Here is a 23221-nt window from a genome sequence, read left to right on the forward strand (position 1 = left end):
GGGGCATAGCGCATTCAGGAGCGTCCCCGTGAGCGAGTGGTTCCATGCAGAAGGCAACCGGCAGCAAGGCCCGCTGCCGGCGGAACGGTTGGTCGAGTTGTTCCGCAGCAACCAGATCTCCCTGGACACCCTGGTCTGGCGCGACGGCTTGCCGCAATGGCAACCGTTGCGCACCGTCGTCGATGAGCTGGGCCTGATCGTACCGGCGCTGGACGCCGCCGCGCCGGCCGTGGAACCCGAGCCCGAGCCCGAACCACTGCCGCCGCAGCCACCCGTGCTGCCGCCATCCACGCCCTATGCCACCCAGACCCCGGCCGGGATCCTGCCGCCGCCGAAGAAGAAGCTCTCCGGCTGCGCCCTGACCGCGATCATCGTCGGTGGCCTGCTGCTGGTGCTGGTACCGATCGTGGCCATCCTCGCGGCGATCGCCCTGCCTGCCTACAGCGACTACACCGTGCGTGCCAAGGTCGCCGCCGCGGTCAATGCCCTGCAGCCGCTGAAACAGCAGGTGCAGCACTTCGCCGACGACGAAGGCCGCTGCCCCGGTGCCAACGATGCCGGCTTCCCGGCCCCGGGTGACTTCACCCAGGCCGGCCTGTCGGCGGTGAACATCGGTCGCTTCAACAACGGCCACTGTGGCATCGAAGCCACGCTGGCCGTGCCCGGCAAGAGCCTCGATGGCGACCTGCTGTGGCTGGAATATGATCGCGACAGCGGCCGCTGGGAATGCAGCGGTGAAAGCGACGACAAGTACCTGCCGCCGTCGTGCCGCGGCTGAGCCACGCGCACGCCAGCGCCTCCAAGGACGATCCAACAGGGAACATGCAATGACCGAGTGGTACTACGCCGAAGGACAGCAACGCCAGGGCCCGCTGCCGGCCCAGGACATCCGCCAGCGCTTCCAGCGCGGCCAACTGAACCTGGACACCCTGGTCTGGCGCGAAGGCATGGCCCAGTGGGCTGCACTTCGCCAGGTGGTCGATGAGCTGGGCCTGCAGACGCTGGCCGACGCCAGCACCGCCACCGCCAGCGGCGGCTTCGATCTGCGCAACGACTACGCTGCCATCGACAACGGCACTGCACCGCTGCCTGGCACGGGTGCGCTCAGCAGCTCGCCCTACAGCGCCCCGGCCGCCGCCGGTGCCGGCGGCCCGCAGCCGGTGATCGGCGGCGAGGTGGTCTACGCAGGCTTCTGGAAGCGCGTAGCGGCCTACATGATCGACTACTTCGTGCTGGCCGTTCCGGGCGGCATCATCGGCGCCATCATGGGCGTGGTGCTCGGCGCCAGCATGGGCGCGGTGGGCAGTGGCGAAACGTCCATTGAGATCGTCGCGCAGCTCGCCAGCGCACTGATCAACCTGGCCATCGGCGTTGCCTACTACACCTGGTTCCATTCCTCGCAGGGTGGCGCCACGCTGGGCAAGATGGCGGTCGGCATCAAGGTCGTGCGCAGCAACGGTGACCGCCTGACCAGGGGCCGCGCCTTCGGTCGCTACTGGGCCATGCTGCTGAGCAGCTTCACCCTCGGCATCGGCTTCCTGATGGCGGCCTTCACCGAGCGCAAGCAAGGCCTGCACGACATGATCTGCGACACCCTGGTGGTCGACCGCTGGGCGTACACCGATCAGCCGCACCTGCAGCGCCATGAGCTGGGTACGGTCACCATCGTGATCCTGGTGCTGACCGGCCTGCTGTCGCTGGCGGGCCTGGTGCTGCTGGTGGCCGCAGTCGGCTTCATCGCCAAGATGGCCTCATGAACGGCCATCCTCACGCCTGGCTGCTTGACAGCCGCTGGCCGGGCGTGATTCCTCTAATAAGGTGAAACCTGAACGCCCGGCACACTACCGGGCGTTCAGCGTATTGATTTGTCCGTGGCCGCTTCACTAATGCGGCCGTTTGCTCCACCCTAGCGGCCCCTCCCCTGCGGCTCGCCCCACAGACACTGCTGCCATGCCCAAGCACCTGCTCATCGTCGAATCGCCGGCCAAGGCCAAGACGATCAACAAATACCTCGGCAAGGACTACACCGTCCTGGCCTCGTATGGGCATGTGCGTGACCTGATTCCGAAGGAAGGCGCGGTCGACCCGGACAACGGGTTCGCCATGCACTACGACGTGATCGACAAGAACGAGAAGCATGTCGACGCGATCGCCAAGGCCGCCAAGGGCGCCGACGACATCCTGCTGGCGACCGACCCGGATCGCGAGGGTGAAGCGATCAGCTGGCATATTGCCGAGATCCTGAAGGAACGCGGGCTGGTCAAGGACAAGCCGATGCAGCGGGTGGTGTTCACCGAGATCACCCCGCGCGCCATCAAGGAAGCGATCAGCCAGCCGCGCGCGATCGCCAGCGACCTGGTCGATGCCCAGCAGGCGCGCCGCGCACTGGACTACCTGGTCGGCTTCAATCTGTCGCCGGTGCTGTGGCGCAAGGTCCAGCGCGGCCTGTCCGCCGGCCGCGTGCAGAGCCCGGCGCTGCGCATGATCGTCGAGCGCGAGGAAGAGATCGAAGCCTTCATCGCCCGCGAGTACTGGTCGATCGCCGCCGAGTGCGCACACCCGTCGCAGCACTTCAACGCCAAGCTGGTCAAGCTGGACGGGCAGAAGTTCGAGCAGTTCACCATCACCGACGGCGACACCGCCGAAGCCGCCCGCCTGCGCATCCAGCAGGCCGCGCAGGGCTCGCTGCATGTCACCGACGTGGCCAGCAAGGAACGCAAGCGCCGCCCGGCGCCGCCGTTCACCACCTCCACCCTGCAGCAGGAAGCCTCGCGCAAGCTCGGTTTCACCACCCGCAAGACCATGCAGGTGGCGCAGAAGCTGTACGAAGGCGTGGCGATCGGTGATGAAGGCACCGTCGGCCTGATCTCGTACATGCGTACCGACTCGGTGAACCTGTCGCAGGACGCGCTGGCCGAAATCCGCGACGTGATCGCCCGTGATTACGGCATCGCCTCGCTGCCGGACCAGCCGAACACCTACCAGACCAAGTCGAAGAATGCCCAGGAAGCACACGAAGCGGTGCGCCCGACCTCGGCCCTGCGCACCCCGGCCCAGGTGGCGCGCTTCCTGACCGATGACGAGCGCCGCCTGTACGAGCTGATCTGGAAGCGCGCCGTCGCCTGCCAGATGATCCCGGCCACGCTCAACACCGTCAGTGTCGACCTGTCGGCCGGCAGCGAGCACGTGTTCCGCGCCAGCGGTACCACCGTGGTGGTGCCCGGCTTCCTGGCCGTGTACGAGGAAGGCAAGGACAACAAGAGCGCCGAAGACGAGGACGAAGGCCGCAAGCTGCCGGCGATGAAGCCTGGCGACCGCGTGCCGCTGGAACGCATCCAGGCCGAGCAGCATTTCACCCAGCCGCCGCCGCGTTACACCGAAGCGGCGCTGGTGAAGGCGCTGGAGGAGTACGGCATCGGCCGTCCCTCGACCTACGCCTCGATCATCCAGACCCTGCTGTTCCGCAAGTACGTGGAAATGGAGGGCCGCAGCTTCCGTCCCTCCGACGTCGGCCGCGCGGTGTCCAAGTTCCTGTCCAGCCACTTCACCCAGTACGTGGACTACGACTTCACCGCCAAGCTCGAAGACGAGCTCGACGCCGTCTCGCGTGGCGAAGAAGAGTGGATCCCGCTGATGGCCCGCTTCTGGGAGCCGTTCAAGGAACTGGTGGAAGACAAGAAGGAATCGGTTGACCGCGCCGAGGCCAGTGGCGCGCGCGAGCTCGGCACCGATCCGAAGACCGGCAAGCCGGTCAGCGTGCGCCTCGGCCGCTTCGGGCCTTACGCCGCCATCGGCAGCACCGCCGAGGACGCCGAGGAGAAGCCGAAGTTCGCCTCGCTGCGCCCCGGCCAGTCGATGCACACCATCTCGCTGGAAGACGCGCTGGAACTGTTCCTGATGCCGCGTGCGCTGGGCGAGGACAACGGCGAACCGGTCAGCGTCGGCATCGGCCGCTTCGGCCCGTTCGCCAAGCGCGGCAGCACCTATGCCTCGCTGAAGAAGGAAGACGACCCCTACACCATCGACCTGGCTCGCGCCGTGTTCCTGATCGAAGAGAAGGAAGAGATCGCGCGCAACCGGATCATCAAGGAGTTCGAGGGCAGCGACATCCAGGTGCTGAACGGCCGCTTCGGCCCGTACATCAGCGACGGCAGGATGAACGGCAAGATCCCCAAGGATCGCGAGCCGGCATCGCTGACCCTGGCCGAGGTGCAGCAGCTGATGGAAGAAACCGGCAAGCCGGTGCGCAAGGGCTTCGGTGCCAAGAAGGCCGCCGCGAAGAAGGCTCCGGCCAAGAAGGCTGCAGTGAAGAAGGAAGCGGCGCCGAAGAAGGCTGCGGCCAAGAAGGCGCCGGCCAAGAAGGCGGTGAAGAAGGCTGCCGCAAAGAAGGCGCCGGCGAAGAAGGCCGTCAAGAAGGTCGCCAAGTAGATTCACGCCATGCGTGGATGAGGGTCAAGGTGTGCGGACCAACGGTCCGCACCTACCGTCCGCACCCACCACCCCTTCTGCACGCAGCAGGGGGATAATGGAGGCCCACGCTGGGCCGGTCGCCGCCATGAAAGAACTCACCCTGGACTCTGCTGTCGCCACGCTCCGCGCCGGCGGCGTGATCGCCTATCCGACCGAAGCGGTCTGGGGCCTGGGCTGCGATCCGTCGCATGAAGCCGCGGTGCACATGGTATTGCGGCTCAAGCAGCGCCCGATCGAGAAGGGCATGATCCTGGTCGCCGCCGAACTCTCGCAGCTCGAGGGCTGGGTACGCCTGCAGGCGCTGCCCGACGCCCGCCAGCGTGCGGTGCTGGCCAGCTGGCCGGGTGCCAACACATGGATCCTGCCGGCCGGTCCGCGCGCCCAACCGTGGGTCACCGGTGAGCACAGCGGCATCGCCGTACGCATCAGCGCCCACCCACTGGTCGCCGCACTGTGCCGCGCCTGGGGCGGCCCGCTGGTCTCCACCAGCGCCAACCTGGCCGGTGAACCACCGGCGCGCAGCCGTGCCGAGCTGGATCCACGCCTGCTGCGCCTGCTCGACGGCCTCCTCGATGGCGAGACCGGCGGCCTGGCCCAACCGACCCCGATCCGCGACGCGCTCAGCGGCAACGTGCTGCGCTCCTGAGCGGACGATTGCACTGCCGCGCACAATCACGCACCCTGCCGCCATGAACCTGCTGCGCACCGCTTTGAGCCTGTGCCTGCTGCTGCCATGGACCGCACCGGCCGCCGAGGACGTGCGCGTCTACCGCTGCGTCGCCAGCAACGGCGCCGTGGCCCTGCAGGACAGGCCCTGCAGCAGCGGCCGGCAGGAAGTGCGCGACCTGCAGCGCCCGCGCGACCCGGCGCCCCGGGTGGTGCGCAGCGATGCGACACCCGCGCCTGCCGACGAAGTCCCGGTGGTACGCGATCGCGAGGTCCGCCACGTCTACATCCAGCCGCCACAGCCGTTGTACGAGTGCGTGAGCGACGACGGGCGCCGCTATACCAGCGACAACAACGAGGGCAATCCGCGCTGGGTGCCGTTGTGGACCAGCGTCTGGCTTCCGCACGGGCACCACGGCCCGGTCCATCCTGGCCCACGCCCGGCCTTCGGCACGCCGGTCGGCACCCCCATCGGTGGAGGAACCGGCTACCGGCCGCCCGCAGTGGGTGTCGGTGTGCAGGTCCCGGCCGGCAGCGTGCTGGTCCGCGACAGCTGCCATGCGCTGCCGCCGCAGGACGTCTGTGCGCGCCTGCGTGACCGCCGCTGGGAACTGGACCGTCGCTACAACAGTGCGCTGCAGAGCGAGCGCACTGCCATCAGCAACGAACAGCGTGGCATCGACGCACGCCTGTCGCGGGACTGCGAACGCTGAGCGCAGCGCCTGCCATGGCATGTACGCTGTGCGCATGAAGAATCCGATCTGGCTGGCCCTGGGCCTGTTCGCCGGCAATGCATGGGCCGACGACGGGGTGATCTACCGCTGTACCTCCAGCAGCAGCGACGTACCCACCCTGCAACGTACGCCCTGCCCCGCCGGCAGCAAGCAGCAGGTGATACGGGTTCCGGCGGCCGCCAGTGCGCCGCCGGCATCGGCCACATCGGCCCCCGTGCCGGCCCCGCCCGAGCCGGAGCCAGCGCTGGCTCCGCCTGCTTCTGCACCCAGCCCGCGACATCCCGGCGATGGCCGCACGATCATGGAGGCCGGCATGGTCGAGCGCGAGGGTGGCGATCTGATACTCGACAGCGCAGCACTGCCGCGCCAGGCCGATGCCACGCCGGACAGCAATGCACCACCGAAGCCACCGCTGCCACCGATCTTCCAGTGCACCGATAGTCAGGGCGGGGGCTACCTGCACGAGTACGAAGCCGCCCCCGGGCGCTGCGAACTGATGACCGTGCAGGGCCTGGGTGGCGCCACGCCGGTCAATGCCGCCGGCTGCGAAGTGGTGCGCGACCGCTGCGAGGAACTACCGGAGGCACAGCGCTGCAGCAGTTGGCAGCAACGCTTCCGCAACGCGCGCGGCCGTGAGCGGTTCGCCTCGCCGGAAAACCGCGACAACGCCCGTGGGGAACGCGAACGGCTGCAGGGCGTGCTGGAGGCCAGCAATTGCCCGGTACCGGGGTGACAGCCACCCGTAATGCCGGCCAGCGGCCGGCGTTGCCACCGAACGATCAGAAGCCGTAACGCAGGAAACCGCCATCCACCGCGATGCATTCGCCGGTGACATAGCTGGCCGCCGGCAGGCACAGGAAGCCCACGGCTGCGGCCACTTCCTCCGGCTCGCCGATGCGGCGCATGGGCGTGCGGTTGATCACTTCCTCGTAGTAGTCCGGGTCCGACAATGGACCGGACGTGCGCCGCGTGCGGATGTACCACGGCGCCACCGCGTTGACCCGGATGCCATCCTCGGCCCACTCGACGGCCAGGTTGCGGGTCATCTGGTGCATCGCGGCCTTGGTCATGCCGTAGACCACGCCACTGCGCACATGGGTCAGCCCCGACACGCTGCCGACATTGACGATCGACGATGACGCGTGCCGCGCCAGCAGCGGATGCGCGTAGCGCGACAGCTCGAAGGCCGAGAACAGGTTGGTCTCGAAGATCTTGCGCCACTCGTCCTCGGAATACTCCGTGGCCGCCCTGGTGACGTTGCCACCGGCATTGTTGACCAGGATGTGCAGGCCATCGCTGTGGTCTTCCACCCAGTCCAGGATCTGGCGGCGGTCCTCGTCATCGGAGACATCGGCCGCCAGCGCGTGCACCTGGTGCTGCGGATACATATCCAGGAGTTCGTCGCGCGCCGTCTCCAGCATGTCGATATCGCGGCCGACGATCATCAGGTCGGCGCCGAGCCCCGCCAGTTCATGCGCGATGGCCAGGCCGATGCCGGCGCTGGCGCCGGTGATCAGGGCGGTCTGGCCGTCCAGGCGCCACCGTTGCTGGGTCATGTGTTCTCCGGGGCCGCGCCCGCTGTGTTTCGATGCCGCAAGGATACGCGCTCACGGCGGGTGCCTGCGGGGGGTGCGACACTGCACGCACGCCTACCGCGGAGAGCCGCCATGCGCATGCTGATCCTGTCCTCGCCCCTCCTGCTGGCCGCCGTGCTGCTGGCGGCCTGCCAGCGGCCGCCGACGCCGAACCCGGAGAAGCCACCGGTGCCACGAGCGATGCCGCGCGCGATCAACGAACCGCTGGACCGTGCCAAGAGCGTGCAGAAGACCGTCGATGATGCCGACGCGCGCAAGCGCAGAGCCGAGGCCGACGCGACGCAATGAACGGTGGGGTCAGAGCCCTTTGCGCTGCAAAGGGATCCGACCCCATGAACGAAAACGCCCGGACCAGGCCGGGCGTTTTCATTCGATACCGTCGCCGGTCAGAACCCGCAGAAGCAGTACGCCAGCGCCTTCACCGGTGCGCCATTGCCCTTCTCGCGGGCCGCGTTCTCGACGAAGCGCAGCTGCGTATCCACCTCCGGCATCGTGCGCGCCAGCATCATCCGCGCCATGCCCGAATCGGACAGCATCCAGGCACCGGCACGGCTGCCGGCGAATCCGCTGACGAACTGCGCGAACGGCGTCGCCGCCTTCTCGATGTAGCGCACGCGGTAGGCATCGGCCTTGCCCAGCTTGGCACGGCTGGCCGCATCGGCCACCGCATCCTTCAGGCCACCGAAAGCATCGACCAGGCCACGTTCCTTGGCCTGTGCCCCGCTCCACACGCGGCCACGGGCCACCTCGTCCACGGCCTCGACCGGCTTCTTGCGGGCGTCGGCGACGCGACCGGTGAAGTCGGCGTAGCCCTTGTTGATCACCGACTGGATGACCTGGCCCACGGCCGGGTCCATCGGCCGGGTGACGTCGAAGGCACCGGCGAAGCGGGTGGTGCCGACGCCATCGGTATGCACGCCGATCTTGTCCAGCGCGCGGCTGAAGTTCGGGACCATGCCGAAGATGCCGATCGAACCGGTGATGGTCGACGGATCGGCGTAGATGCGATCGGCATTCATGCTGATCCAGTAGCCACCGGAGGCGGCCAGGTCGCCCATCGACACCACCACCGGCTTGCCGGCGGCCTGCAGCGCCACCACTTCGCGGCGGATCTGCTCGGAGGCGAACACTTCACCGCCCGGCGAATCCACGCGCAGCACCACGGCCTTCACGTTGTCGTCGTCGCGCGCGGCACGCAGCAGCGCCGAGGTCGACTCGCCACCGATGCGGCCGGCCGGCAGGTCACCCGCGCTGATTTCGCCGGCAGCCACCACCACGGCCACCTGCGGACGCGAGTCCACCGGGTTGCGGCGTGCGTCGAGCAGGGCCAGGTAGCGGCCGAAGTCGACATTGCGGAAACCGCCATCGGCATCCTCGTCGGCCACGCCGCGCTCGATCATCAGATCCTCGAATTCCTCGCGGGTCTTCAGCGCGGTCACCAGCTTCTGCTGCAGGGCGAACTTGGCCAGGTCGCCACCGGCGGCAGCGATGCCTTCCGGCAGCGTGTCGATGCCAGCGGCGAGCTGCGCCGGATCCAGGCGGCGGGCCTTGGCGATGTCGCCCAGGTAGCGCTGCCACACGTCGTTCATCCAGAACAGGTCGGCTTCCTTGGAGGCCGGCGACGCGGCGTCGAGCACGTACGGCTCGGCCGCGGACTTGTACTCGCCCACCTTGAACAGGTGCACGTCTACGCCCAGCTTGTCCTGCAGGCCGGTGCGGAAGTACTGGCGGTAGCGGCCGAGGCCTTCCAGCACCACCGAGCCCATCGGGTCCAGGTAGACCTCGTCGGCCTGCGCGGCCAGCAGGTACTGCGACTGGCCCATGCTCTCGCTGTAGGCCACCAGCTGCTTGCCGGAGGCACGCAGATCCTGCAATGCGGCGGCCACTTCACGCAGCGAGGCGAAGCCGGACGGCTGCAGCTTGTCCAGCTCCAGCACCACGCGCTCGATCTTCTTGTCTTGCTTGGCCGACTCGATCACCCGCAGCAGGTCGCGCAGCTGGATCTCTTCGGCACCGTTGTCACCCACCGCCTTGGCCAGCGCACGGCTGACCGGATCGGCGCTGAACTGCTCGACCAGGCGGCCTTCCGGCGCGATCACGAGCGTCGTGCGGTCCTGCAGCGACTTGCTGGCGCCGGCGCCCATGCCGGCGGCGATGACGAACATCACCAGCAGCAGGAACAGCAGGCCGAAGAACACCAGGTTGAGAATCAACCGGCGGGTGAAGTTCATGACGTCCCACAGCCCGATGAAGAAGCTGGCGACGGGATTGCGACGCGCCGGGGGCAGCGGGGGCACGGGTTGATTCATGGAACGCTCCGGATGGCTTCTTGCCGTGGTACCAGCATAGCCGGTGCCGCGTGATGCAGCATCGGACACAAGTCAGGGGATCGCCCGTCACGGGTGAACGTGGCGGGCGCGAAGATCAGGACAGCGCGGATTGCCCGATGCGCTGGCTGCTGCGGCGCAGGCGCCAGCCCATCAGGATGGCAGCGGCGGTCAGGCCGACGATCAGGCCGATCCACATGCCCTGCGGGCCCATGCCCAGCCCCAGGCCGAGCCCGGCGCCGAGCGGCATGCCCAGTCCCCAGTACGCGAACATGGCGATGAACATCGGCACGCGGGTGTCCTTCAGGCCGCGCAGCGCGCCGGCCGACAGCACCTGGATGCCGTCCGGGAACTGGAAGGTGGCCGCGTACAGCAGCAGGGTCGAGGCCAGCCCGGCCACTGCCAGGTCGTTGGTGTACACACCCACGATGGCATCGTGGCCGAACAGCAGCACTGCCGCCGACAACGTCTGCGTGCCCATGATGATCGCGTAGCCGGCCCAGGCCGCGCGCCGCACGCCGAAGCCATCGCCACGGCCGACCGCATGGCCGACGCGCACGGTGGTGGCCTCGGCCACGCCCATCGGGATCATGAAGCACAGCTGCGCGACGTTGATCGCGATCTGGTGTGCCGCCGCTTCATTGGCGCCGAGGCGGCCGATCAGCAGTGCGGTAACGATGAACAGGCCGCCCTCCATCAGCACGGTGATGCCGATCGGCAGGCCGGTGCGCAGCAGCTCCCAGATCGCCTTCCAGCGCGGTCCTTCGAAGTGCGAGAACAGCTGCAGGTGGGCGAAGCGCTTGGTGAACCACAGGTAGGTGGCGAAGGCGATCGCCTGCAGCCACATCATCACCGCCGAGGCGATGCCCAGGCCTTCGGCGCCCATTTCCGGGAAGCCGAGCTTGCCGTTGGCCAGCACATAGCCCATCGGTGCCAGCACCAGCAGGCCACCGAAGCCCAGCAACATGGTTGGCAGCGTCCAATGCATGCCCTCGCTGAGATAGCGCATGCAGAAGTACAGGGTCAGCGCAGGCCCGCCCCAGCGCACCGCATGCAGGAACGCGGTCGCACCCGGCACGATGTCCGGCGCGATGCCGAATGCCGGCAGCAGCGGCGGCACCACGGTGAGGAAGGTGAACATGATCAGGCCCAGGCCCAGCGCCAGCCACAGTGCCTGGCGGAACAGCGGGCCGATCTCGCGCTCGCGGCCGGCGCCATGCAGCTGCGAGACCGAGGCAGTGAGCGAGATCAGGGTACCGATGGGGATCAGCATCGGCAGCCACAGCAGCGCCGTACCGATGGTGACGGCGGCCAGTGTGGCCGTGGCGTGGTGGCCGGCAATCACGTTGTCGACGAAGGAGATCAGACCGGTGGACACATGGCCCAGCACGAGCGGCAGGGCGAGCAGACCGGTGGCGCCGACTTCCTTGCTGAAGCGCGGCGTGGAGGTTGCAGTAGACATAAGGTGCTTGACGCGAACTGCGGTTGCGCGCGAAGGGCACAGGCACCGGGTTGCGGGCGCCCATCTTACGCGGGCGGCGCGTGCATTCCCATGACATGGCGTGAATGCTGGGTTTCAGCAGCCCCACACAAAAAGGGGACGGAGGGGATTAAGTCGCATCCGGCACTAACCGGCCTGAAACGACTTAATCCCCTCCGTCCCCTTTTCTACTGGCCAGCCTGGCGCTTGAGCCAGCTGTCGCGTTCGGCCGCGGGCACGGCGAGGAAGACGCGGCGCACGGTGTCGCGTTCCTGCGGCGGCGTGCGCTGCGCGACCAGGGTCAGCTGGGCCAGCTGCGCCGGGCTGAGCTGGCGCAGCACGGCCAGCGCGGTCTCGCGCTGCTCCGGCGGCACGAAGCCGAACAGGCCATGCAGCTTGGGGAATTCCAGGCCCAGTTGCGGGCCCAGCCGCCACCCGTCGCGGAACGCCTGGTCCTGATCATGGAACTGTTGGCGCAGGCGCTGCTGCTGGTCTGCGGGCAATGCATTGAATCGCGCAGCCGCCTGCCGGATGCGCTCGCGCTCTCCTTCCGGCAACGCGCGCCAGGCAGCGTAGTCGGCGCGGCGCTGGCGCTGCTGCTGCGCATCGAGCTGGGTGAATCCAGCAGGGGTTGCAGTGGCCGGCGCCGGCGCGGCCGGCGAACTTCCCGGAACAGCTGGCGGCAACGGCACGCTCAACGACTGCGGTGCGGCGGACAGCGACAACGGCAGGGCCAGCAACAGGCTGGCGAACACGGGCTTATTCATCGGCAGCAGCGGTTTCCAGCGTGGCGCTGGCCGGCTCCGGCCGGCTCGGCTTGGATTGCGATTCATCCACCGGCAGCGGGCCGCCCGCGGCGGTCCACGCATACAGGTCGGCATCGGCGACCAGCGGGTAGTCACGATCGGCCAGCATCGTGGCGTCGTCCGCGGCCTGGGCCGTAGTCGCATCCGGGGTGGCGTTGACCTTGCTCGGCGGCAGGGATTCCACCGTCACCGGACCGGCTTCGCCCACCACGCCCTCCGGCAACGGTGCATCACTGCCGAAGGAATGCCCCTGCCAGTAGCGCCAGCCCAGCGCAGCGGCCAGCAACACCGCCACGGTCACCAGCAGGATCAGCGGACCGCGCCAGCGCGGCTTGGCGTTCGTGCGACGGCGCGTGCCTTCGGCGGTGGCACGCTGATCGCGCTGCGGTGTGCGCCAGCTCGAGGTCGGGGTTTCATTATGGGCGGCCGGTGCGGCTGGCTGCTGCAGCTGCTGCAGGCGCGTTGCCGGCAGCTCACGGATACGCGCCTGCACCTGTTCGGCCAACTGGCGCCAGGCCGAGGCATCGGGCTGGCCGTGGGCATCACGCGGGCAGGCGTCGGCCAGCAGCTGCTGGTAACCGGCCTCGTCCTGGTCGAGCACGCGCATGGCGATGCCCTCGTCCAGGCTGCCGCCCACCCGCAGCAGCAGTGCCAGGCGCGGCAGCGGCGACATTGCACCCAGCGCGGCCAACGGTGGTGCCCACTGCCCACCCACCGGCTCGCGCAGCGCCTGGCGCTGGCCCAGCAGGGTCCAGAAACGGGTCGGCCACTGCGCCATCGGCAGGTCGCTGGCGACGGCGGCAAAGGCGCGCATCACCGCCACCAGGGTCTGCTCGGCGCGCGCAGCATCGCCGCATTGCAGTTCAGCGACCACCAGGGCACGGCGCTCGACACCGCGCAGGAACGCCGACAGCGCGCCGGCCGCGGTCGAGGAAACAGGGGCGGGCACAGCCGTCATCGGTCACTCCAAAGGTCTGCCGGCATGATAGCGGCAGGCCATCGATGCCCGTAGGACTTGCGCCCACAGGCACTTCGTGCTGCAGGTTGTGCACAGCACCACGCCCCCGCAGCGAAAAACTGGGGCATCCAGCTGAATCCACTCTGTTTCAGCATTGTTTCACACCCAACTACTTGATTTTGAAGGCCTTTATCATATGGCGATTTTTTGACCAACCCGAGCATGAGGCCGTCGCTATCGGCCTTCTGCGTATCCGCTGGCCGTTAACGCACAACGTTATCCACAGAACATGTGGATAAGACTGAATCTCCAATGGACACCGATATTTAGGTGACATTTATGATTCAACAGGCGTCGCGCGGGCGCTCCCGCGCCCGCCATTCGCGCGCGCATGGGCCGTTACACTGGCCCGATGCTTTCACCGATTCCGACCCTGCAGGTCGCCCTGCCCGTCCCCCTGCCCCGCCTGTTCGACTACCTGTCGCCGGAGGGCGATGGCCCTGCGGTCGCGGTCGGCTGCCGCCTGAAGGTGCCGTTCGGCAACCGGGAGCTGGTCGGTGTGGTGGTGGGGCATGGCCAGGCCGACGACGGCCAGGGACTGCGCCAGGCCCTGGCCTGGTGCGACCCGCAGCCGCTGCTACAGGGTGAGCTGTGGCAGAGCCTGCAATGGCTGGCGCGCTACACCCACGCCCCCTTGGGCGAGGTCCTGAGCACCGCCCTTCCCGGCCCGTTGCGCCATGGCGAGGCCGTGCCCGACACCCACCACTGGGGCTGGCAACTGACCGCGGAAGGCCACGCCCAGCGCGACAAGCTGCGCGCCGGTAGCCGCCCGCGGCAACTGGCTGAACTGCTGGCCGAAGCCATCGTGGATGAGGATGTGCTGGGCGAACGCATGGAAGACTGGCGCGCTGCCGCGCGCAGCCTGGCCAAGCGCGGGCTGGCCGAGCGCGTCGCGCTGAGCGTGGCTCCCCAACACGCGCAGCCGTTGCCCGGCCCCACGCTCAACCCGGACCAGGCCGAGGCCGTGGCCGCGATCAATGCCGCCGACGGCTTCCAGCCGTTCCTGCTGGATGGCGTGACAGGTAGCGGCAAGACCGAGGTCTACCTGCAGGCGATCATCCATTGCCTGGCACAAGGCAGGCAGGCGCTGGTGCTGGTGCCGGAAATCGGCCTGACCCCGCAGACGCTGGCACGCTTCCGCGGCCGCCTGGGCATCGCGGTACATGCGCTGCATTCGGGGTTGAACGACAACGAGCGCGCGCGCGTCTGGGCAGCGGCCTCACGCGGCGAAGCGCGCGTCATCGTCGGCACCCGCTCGGCGGTGTTCACGCCGTTGCCCCAGGCCGGCCTGCTGATCGTCGACGAGGAACACGACGGCAGCTACAAGCAGCAGGACGGCATCCGCTACCACGCGCGCGATTTCGCCCTGGTCCGGGCCAAGTCGCTGGGCATTCCGGTTCTGCTGGGCAGTGCCACGCCCTCGCTGGAAACCCTGCACAACGCCTACGCCGGGCGCTACACCCACCTGCGCCTGAAGCAGCGCGCCGGCGATGCACGGCCGCCACGCGTGCGCATCCTCGATGTGCGCAAGCGGCCGCTGCATGACGGTCTGTCGGCCGACGTACTGGCCGGCATCGGCGAGCACCTGCAGCGTGGCCAGCAGGTACTGGTGTTCAAGAACCGCCGCGGCTATGCGCCGGTGCTGCTGTGCCACGACTGCGGCTGGACCGCGCCGTGCCAGCGCTGCGATGCACCGATGACCGTGCATGGTGGCGGTCGTCGCCTGCAATGCCACCACTGCGGCGCGCGGCAACCGGCGCCGCTGGCGTGCCCGGCCTGCGGCAGCCTGGCGCTGCAGCCGCAGGGTATCGGCACCGAACGCCTGGAAGAGCACCTCACCGCGGCCTTCGCCGATTTCCCGGTGGTGCGCATCGACCGCGGCACCACCTCGCGCCGCGACGCGCTGGAACAGCAACTGGCGAAACTGGGCGACCAGCCCGGCATCCTGGTCGGCACGCAGATCCTGGCCAAGGGCCACGACCTGCCCAAGCTGACGCTGGTAGTGGTGGTGGGCATCGACGAAGGGCTGTTCTCCGCCGACTTCCGCGCCAGCGAGAAACTGGCGCAGCAGCTGATCCAGGTGGCCGGTCGCGCGGGGCGTGCACGTGACCCCGGCGAGGTCTGGCTGCAGACCCACCATCCCGGGCACCCGCTGCTGGAAACCCTGGTGAGTGGTGGCTACCACCCGTTTGCGCAGGCCGAGTTGAACCAGCGCCAAGCCGCCGGGTTCCCACCGTTCGCGCACCTGGCGCTGATGCGTGCCGAAGCGCAGCAGGTGGAGCACGCCAACGCGTTCCTGCTGGCCGCGCGGCAACTGCTGGGCGAGCAGAACGTGGTCGAAGCCTACGGGCCGATGCCGGCGCCGATGCCGCGGCGTGCCGGCTACCAGCGCACGCAGCTGCTGCTGTCGGCCGTGCAGCGGCCGCCGCTGCATGGTGTGCTTTCGCAGTTGGTGCCGCGGCTGTATGCGCTGCCGGAAGCACGCAAGGTGCGCTGGTCGCTGGACGTGGATCCGACGGATCTGTATTGAGCGGTCGAAGCCCACCCGCTGGGTGGGATCCGTCCCCGATGGCCAGGGGTCGGATCCCTTTTCGCAGAAAAGGGCTCTGACCCCGAACGCCACCGCTTACGTCAGCGGCGTCATCACGCCGCGCTGGTAGGCCGGTCGCTCGCGCAGGCGCGCATACCACTCGGCCAGGTGCGGCAGCTCCGGGCGCTGGATCGGCAGTTCGAACCAGGCGTAGATCAGCGAACCCAGCGGGATGTCACCCATCGCGAATGTCTCGCCCGACAACCATGGCTGTTTCGCCAGGGTGGCATCGGCCATTGCCAGGTAGTCACCGGCACGCACGATGGCGGCATTGATCCGCGCTTCGTCACGGTCGGCCGGCGCGGTGCGCATGATGCCCCATACCAGGTCGCTGTAAAGCGGTGCCATCCGCGACGTGCTCCAGTCCATCCACTTCTCGGCCTGGGCGCGCTGCATCGGGTCTTCGGCATACAGGGTGCCCAGTGCGTAGCGCGCGCTCAGGTAGCGCACGATGGCGTTCGATTCCCACAGCGGCAGGCCGTGGTCTTCGATCACCGGCACCAGGCTGTTGGGGTTCATTGCCTGGTATTCCGGCGTCTGCGTGCCACCGTGGCTGCCACCGACTTCGATGGACTCATACGGCAGGCCGATCTCCTCGGCGCACCACAGTACCTTGCGGACGTTGCTGGAATTGCGGCGGCCCCAGATCTTCAACATGCGGGTTTTCCTTGCTGGCAATGCGAGCGGCAACGATACGCCTGATCGGAGATGGAGTGTGGGTGGCGGAAGCCGGATCTGGCACCTGGGCGTTGCCGGCCAGCGGCCGGCACTAGCGGTTCTTTTTCGGCAGCGCGCGCACGTAGGACGACTTGCCGTCCTTCTTCAGTTCGAACAGCCCGATGGCCGCCAGCAGATCACTGAGCTTGCCGTAGCCGTAGTTGCGCGGATCGAACGAGGCCTGGTTGCCGATCTGGCTGCCGACCGGCCCCAGGTGCGACCAGCCGTCCTCGCCCTCGGCCGCAGACACCGCACGGCGCAGCATCTTCACCAGCCGCGTATCGCTGCGCATCTCCGCCCCGCTCTTGCGTGGGCGTGCATCATCATTGGCGACGGGGTCGCTCGATGCCTGTTCGCTCGATGCCTGCTCGGCATCCGGCACGCTGGCATGGGTCTGGCCCAGCGCTTCCAGGTAGGTGAACTTCGAGCACGCGTTGACGAACGGTTCGGGCGTCTTCTTTTCGCCGAAGCCATACACCTTCACGCCGTCGGTCAGCAGGCGCATCACCATCGGGGTGAAATCGGCATCGCTGGACACGATGGCGAAGCCATCAAGGTTGCGCGCGTACAGCAGGTCCATGGCATCGATCACCATCGCCATGTCCGAGGCATTCTTGCCCTTGCTGTAGGCGAACTGCTGGATCGGGCGGATCGCATATTCGTGCAGTACGGCTTCCCAGCCCTTCAACCGCGGGCTCTTCCAGTTGCCATAGGCGCGGCGTACGTTGGCCACGCCGTAGCGGGCCACTTCGGCCAGGACCTCGTCGATCTTCGAGGCCGGCGCGTTGTCGGCGTCGATCAACAGGGCGATGCGCTTTTCCGGTTCGCTCATGGGCTCCTCAGGGGCCGTTGCCTGAACCCGAGTATCGCCGATCCACGCGGGCGCTGACGTGACAGGCAGCCGCCGTGCGAAGATGCCAGGCGCTTCCCCCAATGCCCCCACTGGAGTGAGTCGATGAGTCGCGAGCGCGTTCCCCACCTGGTCGTTGTCGGCGGCGGTTTTGCCGGCCTCTGGGCCACCCGTGCCCTGGCCCGCGAACGCATGCGCATCACCCTGGTCGACCGCCGCAACCATCACCTCTTCCAGCCGCTGCTGTACCAGGTGGCCACCGCCGGCCTGTCGGCGCCGGATATCGCCGCGCCGCTGCGCCACATCCTCGGCCACCAGCGCAACGTGGAAGTCCGCCTCGGCGAAGTGGTCGCCATCGACAAGCAGGCCCGGCAGATCCGCATGGCCGATGGCAGCACGCTGGACTACGACAGCCTGCTGCTGGCCACCGGCGCCACCCACGCCTACTTCGGCAACGACCAGTGGGCCGATGATGCCCCCGGCCTGAAAACCCTGGACGATGCCATCGCATTGCGCCGCAAGCTGCTGCTGGCATTCGAGCGCGCCGAGGCCGAGCCGGACCCGGCGAAGAAGGCCGCATGGCTGAGTTTCGCGGTGGTCGGTGGCGGTCCCACCGGTGTTGAACTGGCCGGCACCCTGGCCGAGATCGCGCGGCATACGCTTCGCAACGAATTCCGCCACATCGATCCGGCCAGCGCCAAGGTGCGGTTGGTCGAGGCTGGGCCGCGCGTGCTGTCCTCGTTCCCGGAAGTGCTTTCGCTGAAGGCGCGCCGGCAGCTGGAAAAGCTGGGCGTGGAAGTGCTGACCGGTACCCCGGTGAGCGACATCGACAGCCAGGGCTTCAAGCTCGGTGAGCAGTTCGTGCCGGCCCGCACCGTGGTCTGGGCCGCCGGCGTGGCCGCGTCACCGCTGGCGCGCACGCTGGACGTGCCACTGGATCGCGCCGGCCGCGTGCAGGTGCAGCCGGACCTGACCCTGCCCGATCACCCGGAGCTGTTCGTGGCCGGCGACCTGGCCGCACTGAACCAGGCCAATGGCAAGCCGGTACCCGGCGTGGCGCCTGCCGCCAAGCAGATGGGCAAGTACGTGGCCGGGGTGATCCGCGCGCGCCTGCATGGCAAAGCCGCACCGGGGCCGTTCAAGTACGCCGACTACGGCAACCTCGCCACCATCGGTCGCATGGCCGCGATCGTGCACCTGGGCCGGCTGCAGCTTTCAGGCATCCTGGCCTGGTGGTTCTGGCTGGCCGCGCACGTGTTCTTCCTGATCGGCTTCCGCAACCGCATCGTGGTGCTGCTGAACTGGGCCGTGGCGTACTGGAGCTACCAGCGCAGCGCGCGCATCATCTTCGGTGATGACCAGGAAGACCGGCGGCCGAGGCGGTAGGGCCGAAGACGGACAGGGGTGCTCTGCCTGGGAGTAGATCCACGCCATGCGTGGATGCATGCCTGTGCAGGCCGCATGGAGCTCAGCCACGCATGGCGTGGCTCTACTGCCTCATCGGGCCACCCGGCACCCGCCGTCTCGACCATGCCCGGCAGAAATCTTCCTTCCTCGCGGTGTCGGCAATCTGTGCGGTACTCCAATGCCGGGTGATCCAGATCGTCAACGCGGTGCTGCTCAGATGCCAGCGCAGCATGCCGTGCCGAGGCTGCCGCCACAGGTGGCGTCGGGCAATCCAGTAAGCCTCGCGCTCCACTTCAGGCACCTTCTTCTGCCTCGCGTTCGTATCGAACAGCTGCGCGGCGAAGCGCCAGGGATTCATCGTCTGGTATCCCGCCCGCGGTTCACTACTGCATGCGGCCACACCACTGGGCGTGCGGTCGGCAGGGTTCGGTCGACCTTCCACCAGCGCCAGTCCAAGCAGGTACAGCAGGCCAGGCAGCAGTGCGATGCCGGTGACCAGCACGACGACGGAGGTCCATGCCTTGCCCGCAGCACGCATCGCTCACGGCGCCTTCGGTTTCGGGTACCACAACGCGTTGACGATGACCCAGCGCTGGTCGAAGCGCCCCATGTGGAAGTAGTCGACGAACCACGGGGTTTCCAGCCGTACCGAGGCCGCGTTGCCGGTCACGTCCAGCACCGTGCAGCGGCGGTCCCATTGATCCTTCGACGTCTTCAGCGCGCCCTGCTTCGTCAACGAGACCAGCTCTTCCTTCGACATGCGGCGCAGGCCCAGGCGTTCGTCGGGTGTATCGCCGAGCACCGCGCGCTTGGCCAGGTCCGGGTGCAGGGAACGGGCGACACGCTTCGGGTCGGCCTCCAGCTGGCCATCGACGTAGTCGTGGCAGGTGGCTTCGATGGCCGCGAGGGTGACCGGGTCGGCGGCAGGGCTGGTTGCTGCGGAGAGAGCGAACAGCAGGGCGATCGTGGACATCCGGGTCTCCAGCTCTGGGCGCGGGGCGATCATCGCATGGGCCGGGCAGGCCCATCCACGCATGGCGTAGATCTACAGAAGCGTCTCGGCAGGTGCCTGCAGCCAGGCCAGCTTGCGTTCGCGCGGCTGCTGCTTGAGCTGCCATTCGGCGCGTGAGGCGGCGGCCCGGTCCGGGTACTCGCGCACGGCCAGCACGCGCAGCGGCGGCCGGGCCCGGGTGTAGCGCGCGCCCTTGCCGGCCTGGTGGGCGGCGAAACGCGCGTCCACGTCGGTGCTGATGCCGGCGTAATAGCTGCCATCGCGGCATTCGAGCAGGTACAGGAACCACGGGCGGAGGGACGGGGCCATGGCCGGATTATGCCGTGCTGCACTGCAGCGGATATACTGGCGCCCGAATGCAGGAGAGAGGCGCCGCGCTGGCGCCCGCCGAAGGCGCAGGCTCCCATGATCGCTCAGGCCGGTGGGCTGGAATCCCACCAACCATGCATTCGACTCGCCGAGCTGGAGAGAGGTCACCGGGCACGCCCGGGACGATCCGCCGAAGGGGCACGCGGCCTACGCCGCTGAACTCTCAGGCAAAAGGACAGCGGGAGCGGCACCGGTCATCGTCATCCCGTCATTGCGCAGGCAGTGGCGATAGTGGCGCATGGCCGGCCCCACCGCGCCCGGAGCCTGTCCCCATGCTGTTGTCCATCATCTACCTGATCGCCATTTCCGCCGAAGCCATGACCGGCGCACTGTCCGCCGGCCGCCGCCGCATGGACCTGTTCGGCGTGGTCATGATCGCCTGCGTCACTGCCCTCGGTGGCGGCTCGCTGCGCGACATCCTGCTTGGCCATTACCCGCTGGGCTGGGTGAAGCATCCCGAGTACCTGGGCTTCACCGTATGCGCGGCGCTGATCGCCACCTGGGTCGCACGCTGGATGCACCACTTCCGCCGCACCTTCCTGGTACTCGACGGGCTGGGCCTGATCGCGTTCACCCTGATCGGCTGCTCGATTGCGCGCGAAGCTGGCCATGCCATGCCCATCGTGCTGATTGCCGGCATGCTGACCGGCGCGTTCGGCGGCGTGCTGCGCGACATCCTCTGCAACGAGGTGCCGCTGATCTTCCAGAAAGAGCTGTACGCGATCATCGCGCTGCTGACCGGTGCGGCCTATCTGTTGCTGCTGCACTGGGGAGTGGCCGATGCCACCGCGATCCTGTGCTGCCTGGGCGGCGGCTTCGCATTGCGCCTGCTGGCGATCCACTACCGCTGGGAAATGCCGAAGTTCGTGTACCACGACGAAGTGCATTGAGGTTCGCGTTCGCCGAGCACGGGGTTCGACGGCGTGGATCTGCTGCACCACCCCGGCGATGTACCTGGCGCTGTCGCTGGTGCGCAGCGCCAGGCGCATCGCCGGTGCAGATGGGCCGGTCTCCAACTCCGGCCGGCCCTGATCGCGGCCGCACCCCCGCAGGCGCTGGCCGCCATCCACACACGTGCCGCACTCAGGCGGCTTCGGACACCTTTACGTCGCGACGGGCGCGCACGGCCGCAGCCAGTCGCTCCAGCACCGTCACGGTGGTGTCCCAGTCGATGCAGCCATCGGTGATGCTCTGCCCGTAGACCAGCGGCTGGCCTTCCACCAGGTCCTGGCGGCCACCGACCAGATGGCTCTCGATCATCACGCCAACGATGCGCTGTTCGCCGTCTTCCAGCTGAACGGCGATGTCCTCGATCACCTTCGGCTGGTTCTCCGGGTTTTTCAGGCTGTTGGCGTGGCTGGCGTCGATCATCAGGCGCGTGGGCAGCTTGGCCTTGGCCAGCGCCTGGCAGGCGTCGGCAACGCTGCCTGCGTCGTAGTTCGGCTGCTTGCCGCCACGCAGGATTACATGGCAATCCGGATTGCCGGTGGTCGATACGATGGCGGTGCCACCCTGCTTGGTGACCGACAGGAAGTGGTGCGGATTGGACGCCGCCCCCACCGCGTCAGCGGCGATCTTCACGTTGCCATCGGTGCCGTTCTTGAAGCCGACCGGGCATGACAGCCCCGAAGCCAGTTCGCGATGCACCTGGCTTTCGGTGGTGCGTGCACCGATCGCGCCCCACGCCACCAGGTCGGCGATGTACTGCGGCGAGATCACATCGAGGAATTCGACACCGGCCGGCAGGCCGAGCTTGTTGATGTCGCGCAGCAGGCCACGGGCAATGCGCAGGCCCTTGTCGATCCTGAAGCTGCCGTCCAGGTCCGGATCGTTGATCAGGCCCTTCCAGCCCACCGTGGTGCGCGGCTTCTCGAAGTACACGCGCATGACGATTTCCAGTTCGCCGGCCAGCGCGTCACGTAGCGGCTTCAGGCGCTGGGCATACTCGATGGCGGCCTTCGGGTCGTGGATCGAGCACGGGCCCACCACCACCGCCAGGCGGTCGTCACGGCCATGCAGGATCTGGTGCAGGGCCGCGCGCGAGGCGCTGACGGTGTCGGAGGCTTCATCGTCACAGGGCAGCATCGCCAGCAGCTGGGCAGGCGGTGTCAGCGGTTCGATGGTGCGGATACGCAGGTCGTCGGTGTGCGGGGGCATTGCGGGAGATCTCCGGAACGTTGGGGGTCCCCAGCGTGGCGGCATGAAAAAAGCCGCCAGGTTCGCTGGCGGCTTTCGGGAATGCGTCTGAAGCTTTCTTCAGGGTGAGCGCAGTCCTTCCTCCGCCAGTGGCTTCGGAAAGTAATACCAGTAAAAGCGGGTGGCGGCTGCGTTCATGGGTTGTATTGATAACACAGCTTTTGCGCAGTGCAAAATGTTTCATCCGCAACTGGGGACACGGTTCAGTGAGGTGCGCTCCAGCGCTGCCTACCCGGCAGCAGCCAGCCAATGTTGCTCATTTGCCATGCACTTCCACGTCCAGCAGGAGCCCTTCGTGGATGTCGGCCCAGCGCTCCAGCACGCGATCCAGCTCCTGCCTGGCCTCATCCAGCTGCTCGGGGTTGAGCAGGGAACGGGCGGTGTAGAGGTCGGAGACCAACCGCCGCAGGGCCGCTTCCGGGATGGCGACCGACGGCCCTTCCAGCCCCGGCAACTGCAATGCCGGGCTGTCGCCAAGCGGGCCGAACAGCGTGACCTGGAGCGTGCTCTGCATGATCAACTTCCCTGCGGATGGACATGGGCAATGCACTGTTTACCGCGTCCGGGTGACAGGCGCATGTGCCGGCCCTGCTGCTGGCCGGGTGTCTGGGCACCTCCGCAGCAGCGCTACAACGCGGCCAGGTCGGCCAAGTGCTGGTCCATGCTGTCCACCGCACCGATGACATGGGTGGTAGTGAAGTACGCATGCCAGCCGGTAGCAGCAATGCCAGCCGCCAGCGCATCAACCTCATCGCGGCTGGCGCAGTGCCAGACCGCATAGAACTGCTCGCCGCTGCCGTGCGGCACGTCCGTGGCGATGCGGCCCATCGCCAGTGGGGCAATGCGGGCCGGATCGAACTGCTGCATGCCGGCACCGATCCGGGCGAAGAAGGCCGCGCGCTGTTCGGGCGAGAGTGTGGTCCAGGCAGACGTGGCGGTATAGAGCTCGATGAAGGTGTGGGACATGGTGATTCTTCCTTGAGG

General features: G+C 67.9%; 23 protein-coding genes and 2 riboswitches. Of the genes, 10 read left to right on the top strand and 13 right to left on the bottom strand.

Annotated elements, in window-relative coordinates; all coding sequences use genetic code 11:
- The first annotated feature begins 28 nt into the window (after positions 1-28).
- The 6 genes from B9Y82_RS21005 (at position 29) to B9Y82_RS16430 (ending at position 6603) form a co-directional block, all read left to right on the top strand.
- Entirely contained in the window at positions 29-778 is a 750-nt protein-coding gene (locus tag B9Y82_RS21005; protein WP_100474055.1) for a pilin, read from the top strand.
- A gap of 49 nt (positions 779-827) precedes the next feature.
- Positions 828-1757: an RDD family protein gene (locus tag B9Y82_RS16410; RefSeq protein WP_100474056.1), complete on the top strand. Its 930-nt coding sequence runs from the start codon at positions 828-830 to the stop codon at positions 1755-1757.
- A gap of 193 nt (positions 1758-1950) precedes the next feature.
- On the top strand, positions 1951-4428 hold the full coding sequence (locus tag B9Y82_RS16415; protein WP_100474057.1) for a DNA topoisomerase I: 2478 nt from the start codon (positions 1951-1953) through the stop codon (positions 4426-4428).
- Positions 4429-4525: 97 nt separating this feature from the next.
- A complete protein-coding gene (locus B9Y82_RS16420) occupies positions 4526-5116 on the top strand; it encodes a Sua5/YciO/YrdC/YwlC family protein (protein WP_100474058.1) in 591 nt (196 codons plus the stop codon).
- A 43-nt stretch (positions 5117-5159) separates the two neighbouring features.
- The gene (locus B9Y82_RS16425; protein WP_100474059.1) at positions 5160-5849 is read left to right on the top strand and encodes a hypothetical protein; all 690 of its coding nucleotides are present in this window, start codon (positions 5160-5162) and stop codon (positions 5847-5849) included.
- 34 nt (positions 5850-5883) lie between these two features.
- A complete protein-coding gene (locus B9Y82_RS16430) occupies positions 5884-6603 on the top strand; it encodes a hypothetical protein (protein WP_100474060.1) in 720 nt (239 codons plus the stop codon).
- Positions 6604-6649: 46 nt separating this feature from the next.
- On the opposite strand, the gene B9Y82_RS16435 is transcribed toward B9Y82_RS16430, so the two are convergent.
- Complete coding sequence (locus tag B9Y82_RS16435; protein WP_100474061.1) at positions 6650-7426, bottom strand: SDR family oxidoreductase; 777 nt, start codon at positions 7424-7426, stop codon at positions 6650-6652.
- A 111-nt stretch (positions 7427-7537) separates the two neighbouring features.
- On the opposite strand from B9Y82_RS16435, the gene B9Y82_RS16440 reads away from it, so the two are divergent.
- Entirely contained in the window at positions 7538-7753 is a 216-nt protein-coding gene (locus B9Y82_RS16440) for a hypothetical protein (RefSeq protein WP_100474062.1), read from the top strand.
- A gap of 98 nt (positions 7754-7851) precedes the next feature.
- Here B9Y82_RS16440 and sppA read toward each other — a convergent pair whose 3' ends face one another.
- From sppA to B9Y82_RS16460, 4 genes are all read right to left on the bottom strand, one after another.
- Complete coding sequence (gene sppA / locus B9Y82_RS16445) at positions 7852-9774, bottom strand: signal peptide peptidase SppA (protein WP_100474063.1); 1923 nt, start codon at positions 9772-9774, stop codon at positions 7852-7854.
- 115 nt (positions 9775-9889) lie between these two features.
- The gene (locus B9Y82_RS16450) at positions 9890-11254 is read right to left on the bottom strand and encodes an MATE family efflux transporter (RefSeq protein WP_100474064.1); all 1365 of its coding nucleotides are present in this window, start codon (positions 11252-11254) and stop codon (positions 9890-9892) included.
- A 206-nt stretch (positions 11255-11460) separates the two neighbouring features.
- Entirely contained in the window at positions 11461-12039 is a 579-nt protein-coding gene (locus tag B9Y82_RS16455; RefSeq protein WP_100474065.1) for a DUF3106 domain-containing protein, read from the bottom strand.
- Positions 12032-13036 carry a hypothetical protein gene (locus B9Y82_RS16460; protein WP_100474066.1) on the bottom strand — a complete coding sequence of 335 codons (1005 nt, stop codon included), beginning with the start codon at positions 13034-13036 and terminating at the stop codon, positions 12032-12034. The genes B9Y82_RS16455 and B9Y82_RS16460 overlap by 8 nt, the downstream gene beginning before the upstream one ends.
- A gap of 412 nt (positions 13037-13448) precedes the next feature.
- Here B9Y82_RS16460 and B9Y82_RS16465 point away from each other — a divergent pair, with 412 nt between their 5' ends.
- Positions 13449-15626 carry a primosomal protein N' gene (locus B9Y82_RS16465; protein WP_100475261.1) on the top strand — a complete coding sequence of 726 codons (2178 nt, stop codon included), beginning with the start codon at positions 13449-13451 and terminating at the stop codon, positions 15624-15626.
- A gap of 96 nt (positions 15627-15722) precedes the next feature.
- On the opposite strand, the gene B9Y82_RS16470 is transcribed toward B9Y82_RS16465, so the two are convergent.
- Both B9Y82_RS16470 and B9Y82_RS16475 read right to left on the bottom strand, forming a co-directional pair.
- A complete protein-coding gene (locus tag B9Y82_RS16470; RefSeq protein ID WP_100474067.1) occupies positions 15723-16343 on the bottom strand; it encodes a glutathione S-transferase family protein in 621 nt (206 codons plus the stop codon).
- A gap of 112 nt (positions 16344-16455) precedes the next feature.
- Positions 16456-17235, bottom strand: coding sequence for an NYN domain-containing protein (locus B9Y82_RS16475; RefSeq protein ID WP_100474068.1), 780 nt, complete (start codon positions 17233-17235; stop codon positions 16456-16458).
- Between the two features lie 123 nt (positions 17236-17358).
- Between B9Y82_RS16475 and B9Y82_RS16480 the strand changes: the two genes are divergently transcribed.
- On the top strand, positions 17359-18639 hold the full coding sequence (locus B9Y82_RS16480) for an NAD(P)/FAD-dependent oxidoreductase (RefSeq protein ID WP_100474069.1): 1281 nt from the start codon (positions 17359-17361) through the stop codon (positions 18637-18639).
- Positions 18640-18742: 103 nt separating this feature from the next.
- On the opposite strand, the gene B9Y82_RS16485 is transcribed toward B9Y82_RS16480, so the two are convergent.
- The 3 genes from B9Y82_RS16485 to B9Y82_RS16495 form a co-directional block, all read right to left on the bottom strand.
- Positions 18743-19198 carry a hypothetical protein gene (locus B9Y82_RS16485; protein ID WP_100474070.1) on the bottom strand — a complete coding sequence of 152 codons (456 nt, stop codon included), beginning with the start codon at positions 19196-19198 and terminating at the stop codon, positions 18743-18745.
- Positions 19199-19201: 3 nt separating this feature from the next.
- Positions 19202-19633 carry a nuclear transport factor 2 family protein gene (locus B9Y82_RS16490; protein ID WP_100474071.1) on the bottom strand — a complete coding sequence of 144 codons (432 nt, stop codon included), beginning with the start codon at positions 19631-19633 and terminating at the stop codon, positions 19202-19204.
- Positions 19634-19705: 72 nt separating this feature from the next.
- On the bottom strand, positions 19706-19981 hold the full coding sequence (locus tag B9Y82_RS16495; RefSeq protein WP_014038656.1) for a GIY-YIG nuclease family protein: 276 nt from the start codon (positions 19979-19981) through the stop codon (positions 19706-19708).
- A 40-nt stretch (positions 19982-20021) separates the two neighbouring features.
- Positions 20022-20111, top strand: a riboswitch (glycine riboswitch).
- A 13-nt stretch (positions 20112-20124) separates the two neighbouring features.
- Positions 20125-20228: riboswitch (glycine riboswitch) on the top strand.
- A gap of 85 nt (positions 20229-20313) precedes the next feature.
- On the opposite strand from B9Y82_RS16495, the gene B9Y82_RS16500 reads away from it, so the two are divergent.
- Positions 20314-20931 (top strand): trimeric intracellular cation channel family protein, encoded by a 618-nt coding sequence (locus tag B9Y82_RS16500; RefSeq protein WP_005411215.1) that lies wholly within the window; start codon positions 20314-20316, stop codon positions 20929-20931.
- 193 nt (positions 20932-21124) lie between these two features.
- On the opposite strand, the gene B9Y82_RS16505 is transcribed toward B9Y82_RS16500, so the two are convergent.
- From B9Y82_RS16505 to B9Y82_RS16515, 3 genes are all read right to left on the bottom strand, one after another.
- Positions 21125-22198, bottom strand: a complete 1074-nt coding sequence (locus B9Y82_RS16505) for a 3-deoxy-7-phosphoheptulonate synthase (protein ID WP_100474072.1) — start codon at positions 22196-22198, stop codon at positions 21125-21127.
- A gap of 295 nt (positions 22199-22493) precedes the next feature.
- Positions 22494-22751 (bottom strand): hypothetical protein, encoded by a 258-nt coding sequence (locus B9Y82_RS16510; protein ID WP_049443322.1) that lies wholly within the window; start codon positions 22749-22751, stop codon positions 22494-22496.
- Between the two features lie 113 nt (positions 22752-22864).
- Positions 22865-23203 (bottom strand): DUF6616 family protein, encoded by a 339-nt coding sequence (locus B9Y82_RS16515; protein WP_100474073.1) that lies wholly within the window; start codon positions 23201-23203, stop codon positions 22865-22867.
- Positions 23204-23221: the final 18 nt, after the last annotated feature.

This window comes from Stenotrophomonas maltophilia (assembly GCF_002799155.1).
GTDB classification, from domain to species: domain Bacteria; phylum Pseudomonadota; class Gammaproteobacteria; order Xanthomonadales; family Xanthomonadaceae; genus Stenotrophomonas; species Stenotrophomonas maltophilia_R.

What these genes read in the sequence shown, in the direction of transcription:
- B9Y82_RS16410 (WP_100474056.1), top strand. Translation starts at nt 828, where the DNA reads ATGACCGAGTGGTACTACGCCGAAGGACAGCAACGCCAGGGCCCGCTG.
- B9Y82_RS16415 (WP_100474057.1), top strand. Translation starts at nt 1,951, where the DNA reads ATGCCCAAGCACCTGCTCATCGTCGAATCGCCGGCCAAGGCCAAGACG.
- B9Y82_RS16420 (WP_100474058.1), top strand. Translation starts at nt 4,526, where the DNA reads ATGGAGGCCCACGCTGGGCCGGTCGCCGCCATGAAAGAACTCACCCTG.
- B9Y82_RS16425 (WP_100474059.1), top strand. Translation starts at nt 5,160, where the DNA reads ATGAACCTGCTGCGCACCGCTTTGAGCCTGTGCCTGCTGCTGCCATGG.
- B9Y82_RS16430 (WP_100474060.1), top strand. Translation starts at nt 5,884, where the DNA reads ATGAAGAATCCGATCTGGCTGGCCCTGGGCCTGTTCGCCGGCAATGCA.
- B9Y82_RS16435 (WP_100474061.1), bottom strand. Translation starts at nt 7,426, where the DNA reads ATGACCCAGCAACGGTGGCGCCTGGACGGCCAGACCGCCCTGATCACC.
- B9Y82_RS16440 (WP_100474062.1), top strand. Translation starts at nt 7,538, where the DNA reads ATGCGCATGCTGATCCTGTCCTCGCCCCTCCTGCTGGCCGCCGTGCTG.
- sppA (WP_100474063.1), bottom strand. Translation starts at nt 9,774, where the DNA reads ATGAATCAACCCGTGCCCCCGCTGCCCCCGGCGCGTCGCAATCCCGTC.
- B9Y82_RS16450 (WP_100474064.1), bottom strand. Translation starts at nt 11,254, where the DNA reads ATGTCTACTGCAACCTCCACGCCGCGCTTCAGCAAGGAAGTCGGCGCC.
- B9Y82_RS16455 (WP_100474065.1), bottom strand. Translation starts at nt 12,039, where the DNA reads ATGAATAAGCCCGTGTTCGCCAGCCTGTTGCTGGCCCTGCCGTTGTCG.
- B9Y82_RS16460 (WP_100474066.1), bottom strand. Translation starts at nt 13,036, where the DNA reads ATGACGGCTGTGCCCGCCCCTGTTTCCTCGACCGCGGCCGGCGCGCTG.
- B9Y82_RS16465 (WP_100475261.1), top strand. Translation starts at nt 13,449, where the DNA reads ATGCTTTCACCGATTCCGACCCTGCAGGTCGCCCTGCCCGTCCCCCTG.
- B9Y82_RS16470 (WP_100474067.1), bottom strand. Translation starts at nt 16,343, where the DNA reads ATGTTGAAGATCTGGGGCCGCCGCAATTCCAGCAACGTCCGCAAGGTA.
- B9Y82_RS16475 (WP_100474068.1), bottom strand. Translation starts at nt 17,235, where the DNA reads ATGAGCGAACCGGAAAAGCGCATCGCCCTGTTGATCGACGCCGACAAC.
- B9Y82_RS16480 (WP_100474069.1), top strand. Translation starts at nt 17,359, where the DNA reads ATGAGTCGCGAGCGCGTTCCCCACCTGGTCGTTGTCGGCGGCGGTTTT.
- B9Y82_RS16485 (WP_100474070.1), bottom strand. Translation starts at nt 19,198, where the DNA reads ATGCGTGCTGCGGGCAAGGCATGGACCTCCGTCGTCGTGCTGGTCACC.
- B9Y82_RS16490 (WP_100474071.1), bottom strand. Translation starts at nt 19,633, where the DNA reads ATGTCCACGATCGCCCTGCTGTTCGCTCTCTCCGCAGCAACCAGCCCT.
- B9Y82_RS16495 (WP_014038656.1), bottom strand. Translation starts at nt 19,981, where the DNA reads ATGGCCCCGTCCCTCCGCCCGTGGTTCCTGTACCTGCTCGAATGCCGC.
- B9Y82_RS16500 (WP_005411215.1), top strand. Translation starts at nt 20,314, where the DNA reads ATGCTGTTGTCCATCATCTACCTGATCGCCATTTCCGCCGAAGCCATG.
- B9Y82_RS16505 (WP_100474072.1), bottom strand. Translation starts at nt 22,198, where the DNA reads ATGCCCCCGCACACCGACGACCTGCGTATCCGCACCATCGAACCGCTG.
- B9Y82_RS16510 (WP_049443322.1), bottom strand. Translation starts at nt 22,751, where the DNA reads ATGCAGAGCACGCTCCAGGTCACGCTGTTCGGCCCGCTTGGCGACAGC.
- B9Y82_RS16515 (WP_100474073.1), bottom strand. Translation starts at nt 23,203, where the DNA reads ATGTCCCACACCTTCATCGAGCTCTATACCGCCACGTCTGCCTGGACC.